Origin of the sequence: Mesorhizobium sp. B2-4-14 (assembly GCF_006442155.1) — a bacterium.
Classification (GTDB): domain Bacteria; phylum Pseudomonadota; class Alphaproteobacteria; order Rhizobiales; family Rhizobiaceae; genus Mesorhizobium.
In genome coordinates, this window is record NZ_VFVA01000007.1 from 110,940 (window position 1) to 129,208 (window position 18,269).

General features: G+C 62.4%; 23 protein-coding genes. 10 read left to right on the forward strand and 13 right to left on the reverse strand.

What is annotated here, in order from left to right; all coding sequences use genetic code 11:
• Nucleotides 1-6: 6 nt before the first annotated feature.
• The 3 genes from FJ938_RS09065 to FJ938_RS09075 all read right to left on the reverse strand — a co-directional run bounded on the left by FJ938_RS09065 (nucleotide 7) and on the right by FJ938_RS09075 (nucleotide 2,896).
• Nucleotides 7-948, reverse strand: a complete 942-nt coding sequence (locus tag FJ938_RS09065; RefSeq protein WP_140692958.1) for an alpha-E domain-containing protein — start codon at nucleotides 946-948, stop codon at nucleotides 7-9.
• A 127-nt stretch (nucleotides 949-1,075) separates the two neighbouring features.
• On the reverse strand, nucleotides 1,076-2,488 hold the full coding sequence (locus FJ938_RS09070) for a circularly permuted type 2 ATP-grasp protein (protein ID WP_181169038.1): 1,413 nt from the start codon (nucleotides 2,486-2,488) through the stop codon (nucleotides 1,076-1,078).
• Between the two features lie 171 nt (nucleotides 2,489-2,659).
• A complete protein-coding gene (locus tag FJ938_RS09075) occupies nucleotides 2,660-2,896 on the reverse strand; it encodes an Lrp/AsnC family transcriptional regulator (protein ID WP_091574954.1) in 237 nt (78 codons plus the stop codon).
• Nucleotides 2,897-3,311: 415 nt separating this feature from the next.
• Between FJ938_RS09075 and FJ938_RS09080 the strand changes: the two genes are divergently transcribed.
• Nucleotides 3,312-3,731, forward strand: coding sequence for a DUF4864 domain-containing protein (locus FJ938_RS09080; protein WP_140607038.1), 420 nt, complete (start codon nucleotides 3,312-3,314; stop codon nucleotides 3,729-3,731).
• Between the two features lie 4 nt (nucleotides 3,732-3,735).
• On the opposite strand, the gene tgt is transcribed toward FJ938_RS09080, so the two are convergent.
• The 6 genes from tgt to coaD form a co-directional block, all read right to left on the reverse strand.
• Nucleotides 3,736-4,866, reverse strand: a complete 1,131-nt coding sequence (gene tgt / locus FJ938_RS09085) for a tRNA guanosine(34) transglycosylase Tgt (RefSeq protein ID WP_140692960.1) — start codon at nucleotides 4,864-4,866, stop codon at nucleotides 3,736-3,738.
• 60 nt (nucleotides 4,867-4,926) lie between these two features.
• A complete protein-coding gene (gene queA, locus FJ938_RS09090) occupies nucleotides 4,927-6,012 on the reverse strand; it encodes a tRNA preQ1(34) S-adenosylmethionine ribosyltransferase-isomerase QueA (RefSeq protein WP_140692964.1) in 1,086 nt (361 codons plus the stop codon).
• 6 nt (nucleotides 6,013-6,018) lie between these two features.
• The gene (locus tag FJ938_RS09095; protein ID WP_140607041.1) at nucleotides 6,019-6,468 is read right to left on the reverse strand and encodes a DMT family transporter; all 450 of its coding nucleotides are present in this window, start codon (nucleotides 6,466-6,468) and stop codon (nucleotides 6,019-6,021) included.
• 11 nt (nucleotides 6,469-6,479) lie between these two features.
• The gene (locus FJ938_RS09100) at nucleotides 6,480-6,992 is read right to left on the reverse strand and encodes a peptidylprolyl isomerase (RefSeq protein ID WP_140607042.1); all 513 of its coding nucleotides are present in this window, start codon (nucleotides 6,990-6,992) and stop codon (nucleotides 6,480-6,482) included.
• 27 nt (nucleotides 6,993-7,019) lie between these two features.
• Entirely contained in the window at nucleotides 7,020-7,514 is a 495-nt protein-coding gene (locus tag FJ938_RS09105; RefSeq protein ID WP_226890686.1) for a peptidylprolyl isomerase, read from the reverse strand.
• Between the two features lie 110 nt (nucleotides 7,515-7,624).
• Nucleotides 7,625-8,125, reverse strand: a complete 501-nt coding sequence (gene coaD / locus FJ938_RS09110; protein ID WP_140607044.1) for a pantetheine-phosphate adenylyltransferase — start codon at nucleotides 8,123-8,125, stop codon at nucleotides 7,625-7,627.
• Between the two features lie 194 nt (nucleotides 8,126-8,319).
• Here coaD and FJ938_RS09115 point away from each other — a divergent pair, with 194 nt between their 5' ends.
• Complete coding sequence (locus FJ938_RS09115) at nucleotides 8,320-8,472, forward strand: hypothetical protein (RefSeq protein WP_140607045.1); 153 nt, start codon at nucleotides 8,320-8,322, stop codon at nucleotides 8,470-8,472.
• An 85-nt stretch (nucleotides 8,473-8,557) separates the two neighbouring features.
• Here the strand turns inward: FJ938_RS09115 and gyrA are convergent, their stop codons facing one another.
• Nucleotides 8,558-11,359, reverse strand: a complete 2,802-nt coding sequence (gyrA, locus tag FJ938_RS09120; protein WP_140607046.1) for a DNA gyrase subunit A — start codon at nucleotides 11,357-11,359, stop codon at nucleotides 8,558-8,560.
• A gap of 244 nt (nucleotides 11,360-11,603) precedes the next feature.
• Between gyrA and FJ938_RS09125 the strand changes: the two genes are divergently transcribed.
• Both FJ938_RS09125 and FJ938_RS09130 read left to right on the forward strand, forming a co-directional pair.
• Nucleotides 11,604-11,792: a hypothetical protein gene (locus FJ938_RS09125; RefSeq protein ID WP_181169040.1), complete on the forward strand. Its 189-nt coding sequence runs from the start codon at nucleotides 11,604-11,606 to the stop codon at nucleotides 11,790-11,792.
• A complete protein-coding gene (locus tag FJ938_RS09130; RefSeq protein ID WP_140607048.1) occupies nucleotides 11,746-12,366 on the forward strand; it encodes a ParB-like protein in 621 nt (206 codons plus the stop codon). Before FJ938_RS09125 ends, FJ938_RS09130 begins: the two co-directional genes overlap by 47 nt.
• A 7-nt stretch (nucleotides 12,367-12,373) precedes the next feature.
• Here the strand turns inward: FJ938_RS09130 and FJ938_RS09135 are convergent, their stop codons facing one another.
• Nucleotides 12,374-13,201 (reverse strand): AraC family transcriptional regulator, encoded by an 828-nt coding sequence (locus tag FJ938_RS09135; RefSeq protein WP_140607049.1) that lies wholly within the window; start codon nucleotides 13,199-13,201, stop codon nucleotides 12,374-12,376.
• 85 nt (nucleotides 13,202-13,286) lie between these two features.
• Between FJ938_RS09135 and FJ938_RS09140 the strand changes: the two genes are divergently transcribed.
• A complete protein-coding gene (locus tag FJ938_RS09140) occupies nucleotides 13,287-13,823 on the forward strand; it encodes a hypothetical protein (RefSeq protein WP_140607050.1) in 537 nt (178 codons plus the stop codon).
• Nucleotides 13,824-14,008: 185 nt separating this feature from the next.
• Nucleotides 14,009-14,638, forward strand: a complete 630-nt coding sequence (locus tag FJ938_RS09145; protein ID WP_140607051.1) for a MarC family protein — start codon at nucleotides 14,009-14,011, stop codon at nucleotides 14,636-14,638.
• 24 nt (nucleotides 14,639-14,662) lie between these two features.
• Here the strand turns inward: FJ938_RS09145 and FJ938_RS09150 are convergent, their stop codons facing one another.
• Together FJ938_RS09150 and ssb are read right to left on the reverse strand one after the other, a co-directional pair.
• Nucleotides 14,663-15,088 carry an OsmC family protein gene (locus FJ938_RS09150; RefSeq protein ID WP_140607052.1) on the reverse strand — a complete coding sequence of 142 codons (426 nt, stop codon included), beginning with the start codon at nucleotides 15,086-15,088 and terminating at the stop codon, nucleotides 14,663-14,665.
• A gap of 129 nt (nucleotides 15,089-15,217) precedes the next feature.
• Complete coding sequence (gene ssb / locus FJ938_RS09155; protein WP_140692969.1) at nucleotides 15,218-15,736, reverse strand: single-stranded DNA-binding protein; 519 nt, start codon at nucleotides 15,734-15,736, stop codon at nucleotides 15,218-15,220.
• Between the two features lie 226 nt (nucleotides 15,737-15,962).
• On the opposite strand from ssb, the gene FJ938_RS09160 reads away from it, so the two are divergent.
• The 4 genes from FJ938_RS09160 (at nucleotide 15,963) to FJ938_RS09175 (ending at nucleotide 17,792) form a co-directional block, all read left to right on the forward strand.
• Nucleotides 15,963-16,277 carry a metalloregulator ArsR/SmtB family transcription factor gene (locus FJ938_RS09160; RefSeq protein WP_140692971.1) on the forward strand — a complete coding sequence of 105 codons (315 nt, stop codon included), beginning with the start codon at nucleotides 15,963-15,965 and terminating at the stop codon, nucleotides 16,275-16,277.
• Between the two features lie 31 nt (nucleotides 16,278-16,308).
• Nucleotides 16,309-16,785, forward strand: a complete 477-nt coding sequence (locus FJ938_RS09165; protein ID WP_140692973.1) for an SRPBCC domain-containing protein — start codon at nucleotides 16,309-16,311, stop codon at nucleotides 16,783-16,785.
• 22 nt (nucleotides 16,786-16,807) lie between these two features.
• Nucleotides 16,808-17,413 carry an ATP-dependent Clp protease proteolytic subunit gene (locus FJ938_RS09170; protein WP_140692975.1) on the forward strand — a complete coding sequence of 202 codons (606 nt, stop codon included), beginning with the start codon at nucleotides 16,808-16,810 and terminating at the stop codon, nucleotides 17,411-17,413.
• 82 nt (nucleotides 17,414-17,495) lie between these two features.
• On the forward strand, nucleotides 17,496-17,792 hold the full coding sequence (locus FJ938_RS09175; RefSeq protein ID WP_140692977.1) for a hypothetical protein: 297 nt from the start codon (nucleotides 17,496-17,498) through the stop codon (nucleotides 17,790-17,792).
• Nucleotides 17,793-18,269 lie beyond the last annotated feature (477 nt).

Sequence of the window (18,269 nt, forward strand, 5' to 3'; positions counted from 1 at the left end):
ACATGGTCAATTAAACCTGTAGTCCTGTGCGATCTCGTCGCCGAGCCTGGTGTTGTCGCGAATGAAATTGGCCAGGAACTCGTGCAGGCCGGCATCGAAAATGTCCTTGATCGACCCGGCTCTCAGCATCGCCTGCGTTTTCTCCGCCGTCGCATGGCAGGCATGGCGTTCGCCATAGTCGTCGCCGAGGAATTTCAGATGCTCCGCCAGGAAGCGGTAGCAGAAGGTCAGCGATCGCGGCATGCGGACGTTGAGGATCAGGTAATCGGCGATATTGGTCGGCTTGTAGTCGGCGTCATAGACCCAGCGGTAGGAGCGATGCGCCGACACCGAGCGCAGGATCGATTCCCATTGGTAGTTGTCGAGTGTCGAACCGACCCAGGAGATCGACGGCAGAAGCACGTAGTATTTCACGTCGAGGATGCGCGCCGTATTGTCGGCACGCTCGACATAGGTGCCGAGCTGCGAGAAGTCGAAGATCTCGTTGCGCAGCATGGTGCCGTAGAACGAGCCGCGGATCAGCGCCGTCTCGCGCTTGATGGCGTCGAGCACGCTGGGCAGATCACGCTCGTCGATCGGTCTCGCCAGCATCCGCTTGAGCGCCATCCAGGCCTCGTTGATGCTTTCCCACGTCTCGCGCGTCAGGGCGGTGCGCACCATGCGCGCATTGTTGCGGGCCGTCTCGATCGACGCCATGGTGCTCGACGGGTTCGACGTGTCGCGCAAAAGGAAGTCGGCGACATTGGCCGCCGTGTAGTCCTGATATTTCTGTGTGAAGGCAGCATCCGAACCGGCGCTGAGCAGCACTGAGTTCCACTCTTCGGATGCGTCCTGCGTCCGGGTCAGCGCCATGCGCAAGCCGGCATCGACCAACCTTGCCATGTTTTCCGCTCGCTCGATGTAGCGGTTCATCCAGTAGAGCCCGTTGGCGGTGCGGCCGAGAAGCATGTGAAGCGGCCCCTTCGAGCTAGTGAGTAGGGAATAGTGAGTAGTCAGTAGTAAACAGTTGAATCTCCACTGGATATGGCATGCGCTGTCCCCCTCTACTACTGCCTACTGCCTAATCCCTCTCATCTCAATCATCCAGCACCCAGGTATCCTTGGTGCCGCCGCCTTGTGAGGAGTTCACGACCAGCGAACCTTCCTTCAGCGCAACCCGCGTCAGCCCGCCGGGTACGATCTGGATGCGGTCGGAGACCAGCACGTAGGGCCGGAGATCGACATGGCGCGGCGCCAACCCCTTCTCGGTCAGGATCGGACAGGTCGACAGCGCCAGTGTCGGCTGGGCGATATAGTTGGAAGGCTTCGCGGCCAGCTTCTTGGCGAAGTCCTCGCATTCCTGCTTGGTCGCTGCCGGTCCCACCAGCATGCCGTAGCCGCCGGAGCCATGGACTTCCTTGATTACCAGTTCGTGGATGTGCTCGAGCACATATTTGAGGCTGTCCGGCTCGGAACAGCGCCAGGTAGGAATGTTGCCGAGGATCGCCTTGCGGCCGGTGTAGAATTCGACGATCTCGGGCATATAGGAGTAGATCGCCTTGTCGTCGGCGATGCCGGTGCCCGGCGCATTGGCTATGGTGATGTTGCCGGCTCGGTAGACATCCATGATGCCGGGTATGCCAAGAGCCGAATCCGGCCGGAAGGTCAGCGGATCGAGGAAGGAATCGTCCACACGGCGGTAGAGCACGTCGATCTGCTTATAGCCTTCGGTCGTGCGCATCGCGACGTGGCCGTCGATAACGCGCAGGTCCTGGCCCTCGACCAGTTGAACCCCCATCTGGTCGGCGAGGAAGGCGTGCTCGAAATAGGCGGAATTGTAGCTACCGGGCGTCAGCACCGCGATGGTCGGCGCGCCCTTGGTGCTCTGGGGGCGAACCGCCGCCAGCGACTGGCGCAGCAGCTGGGGGTAATTCTCCACCGGCCGCACCTTGATCTTCTGGAACAGCTCGGGGAACAGCTGCATCATCGTCTCGCGGTTCTCCAGCATGTAGGAGACACCGGACGGCGTGCGCGCATTGTCCTCCAGAACGTAGAACTCGTCCTCGCTGATGCGTACGATATCGACGCCGATGATGTGGGTGTAGACGCCGGCCGGCGGCCGCACACCGATCATCTCCGGCAGGAAAGCCTCGTTCCTGGCGATCAGGTCCTTGGGGACACGGCCGGCGCGCAGGATCTCCTGGCGATGGTAGATATCGTCGAGGAAGGCGTTCAGCGCCTGCACGCGCTGTTCGATGCCTTGTGTCAGGCGCCGCCATTCCTGGCCGGAAATAATGCGCGGAACGATGTCGAAAGGAATGAGCCGCTCGGAGGCTTCCTGCTCGCCATAGACGGCGAAGGTGATGCCGGTTTTGCGGAAGACGCGTTCGGCGTCCTGCATCTTCTCGGTAAGCCTGGCTGGATCCTGCTCCTTCAGCCAACGGTCATAAGCCGAATACGGTCTTCTAAGTCCGGAGACCTCCGGAAGCATTTCATCGAACGCTGCCAATCGCATACTCCCCTGTGACGCCATTTCACTGGCGTCGCCGGAGAAAATCAAGCGCAATCGGTGATTTGAGGGGTGTAGCCGATCAGTATCTTGCGCTTGCCTAAATTTAAGGCAGCTGAAATATCACCTTGCTCAGGCTTTGCATGATGCCCGGGCGAATCCGCTCGGTAGCTAGAAGGCGCGAAACGTGACGACGGTGAAGGTGTCCTTGATACCCGGCAGAACCTGCACCTTTTCGTTGACGAAATGTCCGACGTCTTCCTCGTCGTCGACATAGAATTTGGCGAGCAGATCGTAATTGCCGGCGGTGGAATAGATTTCCGACGCGATCTCGGCATCGGCAAGCGCGCTGGCAACCTCATAGGATTTGCCGAGTTCGCATTTGATCTGCACGAAAAACGCCTTCATGGCTTCGTCCCGCTAAACTTCCAGGTCCAAGCGGCCCTTCTGGCAGACTGGAGGCGGCCTTTCAAGCGTTGGAATGCGCACTTAGCCGGCGCGGGCCTTCGCCACGGCCTCGCGCAGCTGCGCAACCGGCGTGCCGCGCTTGCAGGACCTGCCGCCGATCACCAGTGCCGGCGTGCCCTGCAGCAGGAAGGCGGTTGCCTGGGCGTCGTTGCGTGACAGGGCGATGTCGACCCTACGGAGCCGAGAATATCGTTAGTGCGGTCTTCGGAAAGCCCCAGCTCATTGGCCGTCAGCATCTGCCGCAGGGAAACGAATATTGGCGGACGCTGAAACCGTGGAGCGCCGTCATGCGTATGTTAGAATACCCGCCGACAGCTTTTTCAATGGCGGCTTTCGAGGACAAGGGAGACCGGTCATGCGCCGCACACTTTTCGCATTCGCCTTGGTTCCGCTGATACTCGCTTCCTCGGCGTCTGCCGGCGATGCCGATATCAAGGCGGCCCAGGCAGCCATAGATGGTCAGCTGAAAGCCTTCATCGCCAATGACGGCGCCACCGCCTACAGCTTCGCGGCCCCTAATGTGAAACAGATCTTTCCGACCGTCGACACCTTCATGAACATGGTCACCAATGGCTATGCGCCGGTACGCAAGCCACAGACCTACTCCTTCGGCAAGGTCAAGGAGACGAGCCCAGGTTCGATCGTCCAGCAGGTGCTGATCGTCGGACCCGACGGCAAGGACTATGAGGCGGTCTACACGTTGCAGCAACAGCCCGACGGCACGTTCCGGATCACCGGCTGCAGCCTGCGGGCGTCGAACTCGCTCAGCACCTGAACGGTTACAGCACCGGTATATCGCCCCTCGCCCAGCCCTCCGTGATCTCGGCCCCGCGCGTCTCGAAGCTGCCGGGCTCGATCGCCGCCCGGATGTCGTGCATCAGCTTCTGATAATAGGACAGGTTGTTCCAGGTCAGCAGCATCGCACCGAGCGCCTCCTGCGAGCGCACCAGATGATGCAGATAGGCACGCGAATAATCGCGCGCCGCCGGGCAGTCGCTTTCCTCGTCGAGCGGGCGCGGATCATCGGCGTGGCGGGCGTTGCGCAGGTTGACCTTGCCGCGCCTGGTGTAGGCAAGGCCATGGCGGCCCGCCCGCGTCGGCATCACGCAATCGAACATATCGATGCCGCGCGCCACCGATTTCAGGATATCATCCGGCGTGCCGACGCCCATGAGGTAGCGAGGCTTGTCCTGAGGCAGCTCCGGACAGGTGATGTCAAGCATTTCAAGCATTACCGCTTGGGGCTCGCCGACGGCCAGCCCGCCAACCGCATAGCCCTTCAGGTTCATCGCGCTTAGTGCCTGCGCGGACCGCACCCTGAGGGCCGCGTTGTCGCCGCCCTGTACGATGCCGAACATCGCCTTGCCGGGCTGGTCGCCGAACGCCACCTTGCAGCGCTCGGCCCAGCGCAGCGACAACTCCATGGCGCGCTCGATCTCCTTCAACTCGGCCGGCAGCGCCGTGCATTCATCGAGCTGCATCTGGATATCGGAATCGAGCAGACCTTGGATCTCGATCGAACGCTCCGGCGACATCTCGTAAGGGGCGCCGTCGATATGCGAGCGGAAGGTAACGCCTTTCTCGGTCAGTTTCCTCAGCTTCGACAGGGACATCACCTGAAAACCGCCGCTGTCGGTCAGGATCGGATGCGGCCAGCGGGCGAATTCGTGCAGACCGCCCAGCCGCGCCACGCGCTCGGCGCCGGGCCGCAGCATCAGATGATAGGTATTGCCCAGGATGATGTCGGCGCCGACGCCGCGCACCTGATCCATGTACATGGTCTTGACCGTACCGCCGGTGCCGACCGGCATGAAGGCGGGCGTGCGGATTTCGCCGCGCGGCATGTCGATCAAACCGCGCCGCGCCTTGCCGTCGGTCGCCAGAACCTTGAAGCTGAACGGCTTAGTCATTGAAGTCCCTGTCATGGATTGGCGCACACGGCGCCTGCGTGTTGAGCGACTGGCATTGGATCATGCAGGGCTCATCCGCGCGCGATAAAGCAGGCTCGCGTCTCCGTAGGAATAGAACCTGTAGTGGTTAGCGATGGCATGCGCATAGGCCGCACGCATCGTGTCGAGGCCGCTGAAGGCCGAAACCAGCATGAACAGCGTGGAGCGCGGCAGATGGAAATTGGTCATCAGCATGTCGGCGGTGCGAAAGCGATAGCCGGGCGTGATGAAGATGTCTGTCGGGCCCGACCATTCAGCCAGCGTGCCATCCTCGCGCGCGGCGCTCTCCAGCAGGCGCAGCGAGGTCGTGCCGACGGCAATGATACGCCCGCCCCTCGCCTTCGCAGCATTCAAGGCGTCGGCGGTCGCCTGACTGACGGAACCGATCTCGGCATGCATCTTGTGATCGGCGGTGTCGTCCGCCTTCACCGGCAGGAACGTGCCGGCACCGACATGCAAGGTGACGAAGTGGCGCTCGACCCCTTTGGCATCGAGTGTCGCGAAAAGCTCCGGCGTGAAATGCAGGCCGGCCGTAGGCGCCGCAACCGCCCCTTCCTCGCGGGCATAGATGGTCTGGTAGTCGGCGCGGTCGCGCTCGTCGTCGTCGCGCTTCGAGGCGATGTAGGGCGGCAGCGGAATGTGGCCGACGGCGTGCAACGCCTCGTCGAGGAAAGGCCCCGACAGGTCGAAGCCGAGCAGCGCCTCGCCGCCCTCGCCTTTCTCGATCACCGTCGCATCGAGCTGGCCGAGGAAACAGGAATTGCCGTCATGGCCAAAATGGATGCGGTCGCCGGCGGCGATGCGCTTGCCTGGCCGCATGAAGGCGAGCCACCGATCCGGCGCCACGCGCATATGCAGCGTGGCCTCGACCTGCGCCTGCGCTTCGCCGCGCCGTCTGATGCCTTTGAGCTGCGCCGGAATGACCTTGGTGTCGTTGAACACCAGAACGTCGCCGGCCTTGAGCAAGGAAGGCAGATCGCCAACCGTCCGGTCATCGAGCGCCTCGCCCGGTTTGACCACCAGCATCCTGGCGCTGTCGCGCGGCTCTGCCGGGCGAAGCGCGATGCGCTGCTCCGGAAGGTCAAAATCAAAGAGGTCGACACGCATTGGAAATCAAAACAGCCGGACGAGCAGTGCTCCGACCAAGAGCAGCACCGCGCCGGCGACGCGGCCGAGCGAGATTTCACGCACCGCGACACCAAGGAAGCCGACGCGGTCGATGAGCATGCCGGCCAGCAGCTGGCCGGCCACCAGGAACGCCATCAGCGCGGCAGCGCCGATGCGCGGCGTGAGAATCGTCGAGAGCGTGACATAGAAGCCGCCGAGCATGCCGCCGGCAACGAACAGCCACGGCGCCGGCGCCTTCCAGTCGAGCGAAATGCCTTGCAGCTTCACCACCGTGACGGAGATGATGCCAAGCACGATAGCGCCCGACAGGAACGAAAACGCGGCCGCCGCGACCGGGAGCCCCAGGCCGCGCGCCAACTGCGAATTGATCGGCGCCTGAATGGCAATGAAGGCGCCGGACAGGATGCCGAGAAGCGACCAGACGACGCCCATCATTGTTATCTGCCTTACTTGACGTCAGCCGCGACCTTCAGCGACACGATCTTGTCGGGGTCCTGCACCGGCTCGCCACGCTTGATCTTGTCGACATTGTCCATGCCTTCGATCACCTGGCCCCAGACCGTGTACTGGCGGTTGAGGAACGCGGCATCGTCGAAGCAGATGAAAAACTGCGAATTGGCCGAGTTCGGGTTCTGGGCGCGGGCCATCGAGCAGGTGCCGCGGCCGTGATTGGCGTTGGAGAATTCTGCCTTCAGGTCCGGCTTGTCGGAGCCGCCCATGCCCGCGCGGGAAGGCGCGAAAGTCGGCTTGGACGAATTACCGAACTTGACGTCGCCGGTCTGCGCCATGAAGCCTTCGATGACGCGGTGGAACACCACGCCGTCATAAGCACCCTCACGCGCCAGTTCCTTGATGCGGGCGACATGGCCGGGCGCCAGGTCGGGAAACATTTCGATGACGACCTCGCCCTTGGTCGTTTCCATGATGAGCGCGTTCTCGCGGTCCTTGATTTCGGCCATGTCAGATATCCTTTTCCAAAAACAGAATTATTTGTCGGCGGCGATGCGCACCTTGATCATCCGGTCGGGATCGGCAACCGTGCCATTGTCCGCCTCATCGCCCTTCTTAATCTTGTCGACCAGTTCCATGCCGCTGACGACATTGCCGACGATGGTATACTGGCCATCGAGCGGCGGCGCCGGCGCGAACATAATGAAGAACTGCGAATTGGCAGAGTTCGGATCTTGCGAGCGGGCCATGCCGACCACGCCGCGCTTGTAGTGCTCGGTCTGCGAGAATTCGGCCGGCAGGTCGGGAAGATCGGAACCTCCGGTGCCGACGGCCTGGGCATTGAAACCCTTCTTCATGTTGCCGAACTTGACGTCGCCGGTCTGGGCCATGAAGCCGTCGATGACGCGGTGGAACGCGACATTGTCGTAGGCATGCTCACGCACGAGCTTCTTGATCTGCGCGACATGCTTGGGCGCCAGATCGGGCCGAAGCGCGATGGTCACGTCGCCGTCCTTCAGCGTGATGATCATGGTGTTCTCGGGATCGGCGGCATAGGCCGAGACCGATGCGGTCACGAGACCGGCGAGCACGACGAGGAACGAGGCAAGCTTTTTCAGCTGCATGGTCTTCTCCGGGAAACTTATTTTGCGAATTTTGCGGTGAGCGCGCCGGCAACCGCCGCCGGCACGAAGGGGCGGATGTCGCCTCCCATCGAAGCTATCTGGCGCACAAGTGTGGCGGTAATGGTGCGCACCGAAGGGCTGGCGGGCAGAAAAACCGTCTGCAATTCCGGCGCCATGGTCTCGTTCATGCCCGCCATCTGCATCTCGTAGTCGAGATCGGTGCCGTCGCGCAGGCCACGGATCATGATCGAGGCTCCCTGTTTCCTGGCGGCATCGATGACCAACCCGTCAAAGGCGACCACCTTGATGCGGCCCCCGTCGCGGCCGAATTCAGCCTTCGTCGCCGCTTCGATGAGGTGCACCCTCTCCTCGAAGGAGAACAGCGGCTTCTTGCCCGGATGAATACCAATCGCGGCATAGACAATGTCGGCAACCGCCAGAGACGCCTTCAGCACATCGAGATGGCCGTTGGTCAGCGGGTCGAAGGAGCCGGCATAGAGGGCTGTGCGTTCGGTCATGCCGGAGCTTCTAGCGAGCCTCTCTCACAAAGGCAAATCCGATCGAGATCATGTCCGTGAACCTTTTCCGGCACATGAACGACAGATGAACACGCTGATCACGAAGCCTTCACGCAGCGTTCACTAGGTTGCACCTTAATAGGATGAAACCAAAACCCCATCTATCCGTTGGTAAGGCGCAGGAGAACACGCACATGCTGATCTACATGCTCGCCACCGCAATGACCGTTGCCATGCTGATCGCCACAGTATTCGGGCTGCATCAGGAGGCGCAACGCGCCCGCGTCAAGGCCACCACGAAACGTTTTGAAGGCTTCGGCCTCCGCAAGCCGTATCGCCACCACTAAGTCAGCCTGAACCAAGTCAGTCTGAGCTTGCTACCGCGCCGGCCGATTGGCCGGCGTTGCCGTGTTTAAAGACCCGCGGCCGGACTTACTCGGCAATCTCCGGGCCGGTGTCCACCACAGGAGTGGTCTCGGCGACGCCCTCGACGGTCTCTTCGCTTTCCTCGTCCGATTGCGGCTCGGAAATGCGCTCGACCGAAACCACCTTTTCACCTTCGGCGGTATTGAAGATGGTCACGCCCTTGGTGGCCCGGCTTGCGAAACGGATGCCGTTCACCGGCACCCGGATGACGGTGCCGCCATCCGACACCAGCATGATCTGATCGTCATTGCCGACCGGGAAGGTCGCCACCAGCCTGCCGATTTCCGCCGTCTTCGAGACGTCAGTAGCGCGGATGCCCTTGCCGCCGCGGCCGGTCAGCCGGAAATCGTAGGACGAGGAGCGCTTGCCGTAACCGTATTCCGTGACCGTCAGCACGAACTGCTCATGCGCCTTGAGGAATTCGTAGCGTTCGTCGGACAGCTCCGCTTCCTCGTCGACCTCTTCATTGGTCAGCGCGATTTCTTCTTCTTCGCCCGGTATACCGGCAGCCAACCGCCGTTCGACCGCCGCCCGCTTGAGATAGGCGGCGCGTTCGGCCGGCGGCGCATCGACATGCTCGATGACAGCCATCGAAATGACGCGGTCGGTATCGGCCATGGCTATGCCGCGCACGCCGACAGAGTTGCGGCTCTGGAATACGCGCACGTCGCCAACCGAGAAGCGGATGCACTGGCCGGAGCTCGCGGTCAGGAGTACGTCGTCATTATCGGTACACGTCTCGACGCCGAGAATCTCGTCGCCCTCCTCCTCCAGCTTCATGGCGATCTTGCCATTGCGGTTGACCTGGATGAAGTCGGAAAGCTTGTTGCGGCGCACCGTGCCGCGCGTGGTGGCGAACATCACGTCGAGTTCGCCCCAGCTCGTCTCGTCCTCGGGCAACGGCATGATGGTGGTGATGCGCTCGCCCTGCTCGAGCGGCAGCATGTTGATCAACGCCTTGCCGCGTGACTGCGGATTGCCGATCGGCAGCCGCCAGACTTTTTCCTTGTAGACGATGCCGCGCGAGGAGAAGAACAGCACCGGCGTGTGCGTATTGGCCACGAACAACCTGGTGACGAAATCCTCTTCCTTGGTCGACATGCCGGAGCGGCCTTTGCCGCCCCGGCGTTGCGCCCGGTAGAGCGACAGCGGCACGCGCTTGATGTAGCCGGAATGGCTCACCGTCACGACCATGTCCTCGCGCTGGATCAGGTCCTCGTCTTCCATGTCTGCGCCGCCGTCGGTGAGTTCGGTGCGGCGTGGCGTGCCGAACTCGTCGCGCACGGCGGCGAGCTCGTCCTTGACGATCTGCTGGACGCGCGCCCGCGATGACAGAATGTCGAGATAGTCGACGATTTCGGTGCCGATCGTGTTCAATTCGTCGGCGATTTCGTCGCGGCCAAGCGCCGTCAGGCGCTGCAGGCGCAGTTCGAGGATGGCGCGTGCCTGTTCCTCGGAAAGATTGTAGGTGCCGTCCTCGTTGATGCGGTGGCGGGGATCGTCGATCAGAAGGATCAGCGATTCGACGTCGCCGGCCGGCCAGCGCCGCTCCATCAACTGTTCGCGCGCCGTCTGCGGATCCGGCGCGGTACGGATCAGCTTGATGACCTCGTCGATGTTGGCGACGGCAATCGCCAGGCCAACCAGCACATGGGCGCGGTCGCGCGCCTTGCGCAGCAGGAATTTCGTCCGCCGTGTAATCACCTCCTCGCGGAAGGTGACGAACGCCTTCAGCATATCGGTCAGCGTCAGCAGTTCCGGCTTGCCGCCGTTCAGCGCCACCATGTTGGCGCCGAACGAGGTCTGCAGCGGCGTGAAACGGTAAAGCTGGTTGAGGATGACATCGGCAACGGCATCGCGCTTCAGCTCGACGACGACCCGGTAGCCCTGGCGGTCGCTCTCGTCGCGGATGTCGGAAATGCCCTCGATGCGCTTGTCGCGCACGAGCTCGGCCATCTTCTCGATCATCGAGGCCTTGTTCACCTGATAGGGAACCTCGGTGATGATGATCGATTCACGGTCATTGCCGCGCTGTTCGATGTTGACTTTGCCGCGCATGACAATGGAGCCGCGGCCGGTCGAATAGGCGCTGTAGATACCGGAACGGCCAAGCACGATGCCACCGGTCGGGAAATCGGGACCTGGAATGATCTCCATCAGCGCCGGCAGGTCGATCGCCGGATTGTCGATGACGGCAATGGCGGCGTTGCAGACCTCACCGAGATTGTGCGGGGGGATGTTGGTGGCCATGCCGACGGCGATGCCGCCGGAGCCGTTGACCAGCAGATTGGGAAAGCGCGCCGGCAGAACCTTCGGCTCGGTGTCCGAGGCATCATAAGTGTCCTGGAAGTCGACGGTGTCCTTGTCGATATCCTCCAGCAACTCATGCGCGACCTTGGTCAGCCGCGATTCGGTATAACGCATGGCCGCCGGCGGATCGCCGTCGATCGAACCGAAATTGCCTTGCCCGTCGATCAGAGGCACGCGCAGCGACCAGCCCTGCGCCATGCGCACCAAGGCGTCATAGATCGAGGCATCGCCATGCGGATGGTATTTACCCATCACGTCGGCGACGGGACGCGCGGACTTCACATATTTGCGGTTCCAGTGGTAGCCGCTCTCATGGGCGGCATAGAGGATACGGCGATGCACCGGCTTCAGGCCGTCGCGCACATCAGGAAGCGCGCGGCTGACGATCACGCTCATGGCGTAAGAGAGATAGGAGCTCTGCATCTCCTCGATGATGGAGATCGGCTCGATGCCGGTAGGGCCGCCGTCGGCGCCGCGCGGTGTCTTTTGGTCGGTCAAATCGGATCACAATCTAATCAGGAATCACTTGCTGCTTATATAGGAAGCCAGGCCGAAACTCCAACGTTCGCGGCACTTTTCCAGTGTCATTTTTGGTGGTAATTTCAAAAGGATACCGCTGATTGCGACGATATGGCCACGGTGCCTTTCGCCGCCAGGAAGGCAAAAGCCGGCAATGGACCAATTTCCCCGAACGAAAGCCGCGAGCGCAATGAATTGGACCCCGTGGCTGCCTCTGCGAGCGATGAGCGGCTGGACGCGCCGGGATCTCAATGGTGATCTGATCGCCGGCGTGACACTGGCCGCGATCGCCATTCCCGAGCAGATGGCAACGGCCCGGCTCGGCGGCTTCGCGGCCGAGAGCCGCAACAACAGGACGAAGCAATATGATGAGCCAACGGGAACCCTTGCTGAACCCCGTTGCCGTCAGTGATCTGCGGCCGACGCAGATCACGGTCGGCATGCGCGAGGTCGCCTTGAAGCGCCAGATGATCCGCTCGCAGAGCGCCAGAAAGACCGGGACCTTTCTCGGCAGCCACATGATTCCCGTCGTGCTGGGGCCGAAGAAGCGCAATTATGTCACGGACCATCATCACCTCGCCCGCGCCTTGCTCGAGGAAGGTGTCAGGGATGTGCTGGTCACGGTGATCAGCGACCTGTCGGGGCTCGACAAGGACGCCTTCTTCGTCGTGCTCGATAACAGGGGCTGGATGCATCCGTTCGACGAGAACGGCAAGCGTCAACCCTACGACGCCATTCCCAAGACCATGGCCGAACTCGTCGACGACCCATACCGGAGCATGGCGGGCGAACTGCGCCGGCAAGGTGGCTTTGCCAAGGACACGACCCCGTTCAGCGAATTCCTGTGGGCGGACTTCCTGCGCCGGCGCATCACGCCGGGCGCCGTGGCGAAGAACTTCGACAAGGCGATGAAAGAAGCGCTGCGCGTGTCCAAGGGCCAGGACGCGGACTATCTGCCAGGCTGGTGCGGGCCGACTTCGGACTGACCCCGCCTCAACGGCTTGGCCGGCGGGCACGATAGTTGCCTGGCGTCTCACCCATGACGCGTCGAAACCGGCGGTTGAAGGTCGACAGGTCGTTGAAGCCGGCGTCGAAGGCGATCGCCGAGATCGCTTCATTTGACAGGCGCAACCGCACCGCCGCCCTGTGCAGCCGGGTTTTGAGCAGGAACTGGTAGGGCGTCATGCCGGCGATCCGCCGAAAGGTACGCAGGAAATGGTAGGGACTGGTCGCCGTTTCATCCGCCAGAGCCGACAGCGAAACCGGTCCATCAGCATCCAGTTCGATCCGCCGCACGGCTTCGGCCACCCGTTTCTGATCGCGGCGGCTCGGCGCGCGCCGGACAGGCGTGGCGCCGGAAACCGTGGCCACGGCGGCGGCGGCAATGCGCAGGGAGAGTTCCTCGAAAGCGTCCGTGTCGGCCATTTCACGCGCGGCTTCCGCCTCGGCCAACAACGGCGCCAGGGCCGGCAAAGGCGGCAGGCGCGGAGCCTCGAAGGTCAGCCCCCTGGCACCAGGCACGCCAGCCACAATCCGTTCCATGTAAGCCGGCCTGAAATGGAACGAGAGGCAGCGGTCGCCACTGCCATGCTCGTGCCCGCATTCATAGCATGTGCCGGAATTGCCGAGCAGGAGGCTCCCCGGCGCCAGCATCGCGGTGCCCTGTTGCGCGCGGTAACGGAACGCGCCGCCGGTGACCGCCGCGATGCAGAAATCCTGATGTGCCTCCTCGAACGGCCGATCGCCGGCGCCGGCTGTGCAGATCACATCCGCCACGTGCCAGCCGGATCCGGATGCGATAGTGCGGGTGGTCGCTGTCATGGCCGAAATATAGCAATTTTTCCCAAGCCCAGAACCCCGTCAGCGCCTACTCCTCCCGGTCTCCTGACAAGAAGAGACCGCAGCCATGTTCACCCCGTCCTCCTTTGCCGAAGCCCTGCACAGTGCCGGACCGATCGACGGACTTGCCGAGAAACTGAACCTCTACGGTCGCTTCGTCGGCGCCTGGACTTTCGACGCCTCGCGTCGCCTCGAGGATGGCACCGTGCTGACTGGCCGCGGCGAGGTGCATTTCGGCTGGGTGCTGGAAGGCCGCGCCATCCAGGATGTCTGGATCCTGCCGGCGCGCGATGCCGGCCCGTCGCCCTCGCTCGGCAAGTGGACCTTCTATGGCACAACGCTGCGCGTCTATGATCCCGGCGCCGATGCCTGGCATATCTTCTGGAGCGATCCGCGCAACCAGTATTTCAGCCGCCAGCTCGGCCGCGCCGAGGGCGACACGATCGTGCAGGTCGGCGCTGACGGCACCGGCGCCTCGGTGCGCTGGAGCTTTTCGCGCATCACGGCGAATAGCTTCCGCTGGCTCGGCGAGCGCTCGCACGACAATGGCGCGACATGGCGGATGGAGGTCGAGTTCCTGGCGCGCCGAGCAACAACCCCCTGACGCAGCAACCCGTTGCAGCGATGGACAAACCTTCGCCGCGCCGACGCGAGACAGCATCCTGTCACGGTGCCGCCGGCTGACCCTCTGTCGGGCGCGGTAGTTTCGCGGCCCTGGCAGTTCCCACCGACCGGGCTTTGCTCTACCAATATCGGAGCGCGGGCTCGGCCCGGCGGGAGGGGTCAGCGATGCCGAGTTTCGACAGCCTGTTCAATGCCTTCGTCACCATTCTCGTGACCATCGATCCTCCCGGGCTGGCGCCGCTGTTCCTCGCCGTGACACGCGGCATGAATCGCGAGGAGCGCCAGCAGGTGTCCGTGCGCGCCTCGGTCATCGGCTTCCTGGTGATGGCGCTGTTCGCGGTCGCCGGCGCCTCGATCCTGTCGGTGTTCGGCATCACGCTCCCAGCGTTCCGCGTCGCCGGCGGCTTTTTGCTCTTCTTCATCGCCTTCGAAATGGTGTTCGAACGCCGGCAGGACCGCAAGGAGAAGATCGGCGACGTCGCCATCACCAAGGATATGATCCACAACATCGCCGCCTTCCCGCTGGCGATCCCGCTGATCGCCGGCCCCGGCGCGATTTCGGCGACGGTGCTGCTTTCAGGCTCGTTTCAGGGCTTTGCCGCGCAGGCGGCACTGGTCGGCATCATCTTCGCGTGCCTCGTCATCACCTATCTGGTGTTCGTCTTGTCGGAACGCATCGACCGCATTCTTGGCCAGACCGGCCGCTCGATCCTGACCCGCCTGCTCGGCGTCATTCTCGCCGCACTCGCTGTGCAGTTCGTCGCCGACGGCATCAAGGCGCTGATGGTGGGATAATCCGCGACAGGCGCGCCTGTCGGTCTATTTCGCCGCGGTATCGATGACCTCGAAATCGTGGGTGATCGTGGCCGTCTTGGCCATCATCGCGGAAGCCGAGCAATACTTCTCGATCGACAGGTCGATCGCCCGCTTGACCTTGTCGGTCGAGAGCGCCCTGCCCTTGACGATGAAGTGCATATGGATGCGCGTGAACACTTTTGGGTCAGTCTCGGCCCGGTCGGCATCGAGTTCGACCACACAGTCCTCGACCGCCTCGCGGCCTTTTTCCAGGATATGGACGACATCATAGGCAGAGCAGCCGCCAGTGCCGATCAGCACCAGCTCCATCGGGCTTGGCCCCGGCGTCTTGCCATCAGGGCGGGAGGCTGTGCCCAACACGACCTTATGGCCGCTGCCGGACTCGCCGACGAAGGTGCGCTCCTCGACCCATTTTACCCGTGCTTTCACCGCTCTGCCCTTTCAGTCCTTGATCGCGCCTGTTCAGGCCAAATCAACAATGCAAAACCCCGAAAAGTCCATGCAGGACCTTCGAGGCATATCGATCACCTGACGTCAGCCGTTCGGTATTGCTGTCGATCAGAACGGGATTTCGTCGTCCAGCTCGCGTGACGAGCCGCCACCACCGCCCCTCGGCGCACCGCCGCCACGGTTGAAGCTCTCGTTCGGGCTGGACTGGCCGAAATCGGAACCACGGCTGCTGCCGCCGCCGGAATAGCCGCCGACCTGGCCGCCCTCACCCTGGCCGCGTGCATCGAGCATCTGCAGCTCGCCGCGGAACTTCTGCAGCACGACTTCCGTCGTGTACTTGTCATTACCGGTCTGGTCCTGCCATTTGCGGGTCTGCAGCTGGCCCTCGACATAGACCTTCATGCCCTTCTTCAGATACTGCTCCGCCACCTTGGCGAGCTGGTCGTTGAAGATGACGACGTTGTGCCACTCGGTCTTTTCCTTGCGCTCGCCGGAATTCTTGTCGCGCCAGCTCTCCGACGTGGCGATGCGGATGTTGACGACCGGCTCGCCCGAGTTGAGGCGCCGGACTTCAGGGTCCGCGCCGAGATTGCCGACCAGAATGACCTTATTGACGCTACCCGCCATGATACTTCTCCGCGCTCATCCGAAACAAATTTTTGTCGCAGCACCTTACAGGCTGCGAACGTCAGCCGCCTGCCAAGGCTGGCTTTTCCCACAAGGTTTTTGTTCCCTGTTCGTTCCTATATGCACTGCTGCTGGTTGTCAAGGAATGGCAGCAATGGTTGAGGCCATCATATGGGTTTCAAAACAGCGCTTGCCAAATCGATAAGTATCGACTTATGCTTTTGCCATGATTGAAGCAGAGATTTTCCGCGCACTGGCCGACCCGACGCGACGCGCCGTCTTCGAGCGTCTGGCGACAAGCGAGATGAGTGTGTCGGAACTGCGCAGCGGCCTGACGGTGTCGCAGCCGGCCGTCTCCCAGCATCTGGCGGTGCTGCGCGGCGCCGGGCTGGTGGTCGAGCGGCGCGCTGGCCGCAACGCCTATTATCGAGCCGATCCGCAGGGGCTTGCCCCCCTGCTCTCCTGGATCGAACGCTACCGCGCGTTCTGGCCGGAGCGCATCGAAAGGCTGAAGACGGTTTTGAAGGACATGGATCAGTGAAAGATCCGAATCAGTGAAGGACATAGGATCGATGAACGCCAAAAACCAAAGCGAAGTCGTCCCGGATGCGATCGAGTTCGAATACGATCTTGCCGAACCGCCGGAAAAAGTGTGGCGGGCTCTGACCGTGCCGGAACTGCTCGCAGCCTGGATGATGCCAAACGACATCAGGCCGCAGGCCGGTAGCCGTTTTGCCTTCGCCGGAACTGAGGCGGCGATCGAATGCGAAATCCTCGAAGCCGAACCCGAACGCCTCTTGCGCTTTTCCTGGCGGGAGCAGCCGGGGGACGCCGCGCGTCAGGATCCGCTTGACAGTGTCGTCACCTTCACGCTCGCCCGCACGATTTCCGGCGGCACGCATCTGCGCATTGTCCATGACGGCTTTGCCCGCAAGGCAATGCCCGCTGTTGCCGTGGCGGGCGCCGGCTGCCGGCTTTCGCTCGGGTTGCGTGGGGCCGGAAAGCCCATCGCCGCGAACACGCCATGCCTGCTGCTGCGCGCGGCCTGAACACGGAAATCGGAGAAGAAAAATGAGCGGCCTTGCCAGTCTGGTGCCGATGGTGATCGAGCAATCGAGCCGCGGCGAACGCGCCTTCGACATTTTCTCGCGGCTGCTGCGCGAGCGCATCATTTTCATCAACGGCGAGATCAATGACGACGTCTCGGCGCTGGTCTGCGCACAGCTCCTGTCGCTGGAATCCGACAATCCCGACAAGGAGATCTCGCTCTACATCAACTCGCCGGGTGGTGTGGTGACCAGCGGCTTCGCGATCTACGACACGATGCAATATATCAGCTGTCCGGTATCGACCGTGTGCATGGGTTTTGCCGCTTCGATGGGCTCATTCCTGCTGATGGCAGGCACGGCGGGACGCCGCATCGCACTGCCGAACGCCACCATCCTGCTGCATCAGCCGCTGGGCGGCTTCCAGGGTCAGGCTTCCGACATCCAGCGCCATGCCGAGCGCATCGGCCAGACCAAGCGCCACATGACCGAACTCTACGCCCAGCATTGCGGCCGCACCTATGAAGAGGTCGAACGCACGCTGGACCGCGACCATTTCATGACCGCCCGCGAGGCCCAGGCCTGGGGCATCGTCGACCATGTCTTCGGCACTCGCAAAAAAGCGGCTTGATCAGACCAAAAAGCCTGCCGCCGGTCGAGGATTCGACGATACCGGTCTGGTTCCGATGGCGGTACGTCCCTATAGTCCCGGGATGACTGACACGCATCCGCCCAAAGTATCGCATCGCGCCACCATCGCTACGGTGCTCGCCATCACAGGTTTTGTATCCAGTACGGCGCTTGCCGAGAATGCCTCGCCATCGGCGCAGAAAAGCGCCCTGCCCGGCGTCAGCGGCGACTATCGCATCGCCAAGCCAGCCCTACAGCCGGAGCCCGATGACGCGTTCCCCAGCGGCAATGGCCAGTTCAAGATCGGCGATACGGATGTCAGGATTTCCGGCAGCATCACCGTCGATATCGGCGCCGGCGCGATCAAGCCTCCCAGATAGGTGGTGGGATGAGGCCTCCAAAAGGCCCGGAGCGTTGCCAACTCCCGTTCAAAAAAAGAACAGCCCCGCCGTGCTCTAGGCAAACGGCCGGGGCTTTCCTGGATCCAAAGTCCAATCTTTTGCCGGGAGTGTACTGCCGGCGTTAGATTTCGGATGCTTCGCGGCTTTCAGCCGACGATCCGACTAGCAGTCTCTGATTTTTGGTGGGTTACGGCAGGTCACGGTTTGTCGGGTGGCGCAAACGCTAAACCCTTGACACTTATGCCTGCCGCGGCTCCAGCGACACGTGGAGCCTCAAGGGACTGTCCGGTGGCGTCATGCTCCGCTCCTCTGTCCGTTGCGACATCTCGTCCCGAAGCGCAAATCGCAAATGCCTGCGGCGTCTCGCAGGCCACCTCTGGGTGGCGAGGCCATCGAAAGACAGCCGGCTTCGTTGACGTCCCGAGACTGCCCCCGTGAGCCGGCCGCGTCAACCAT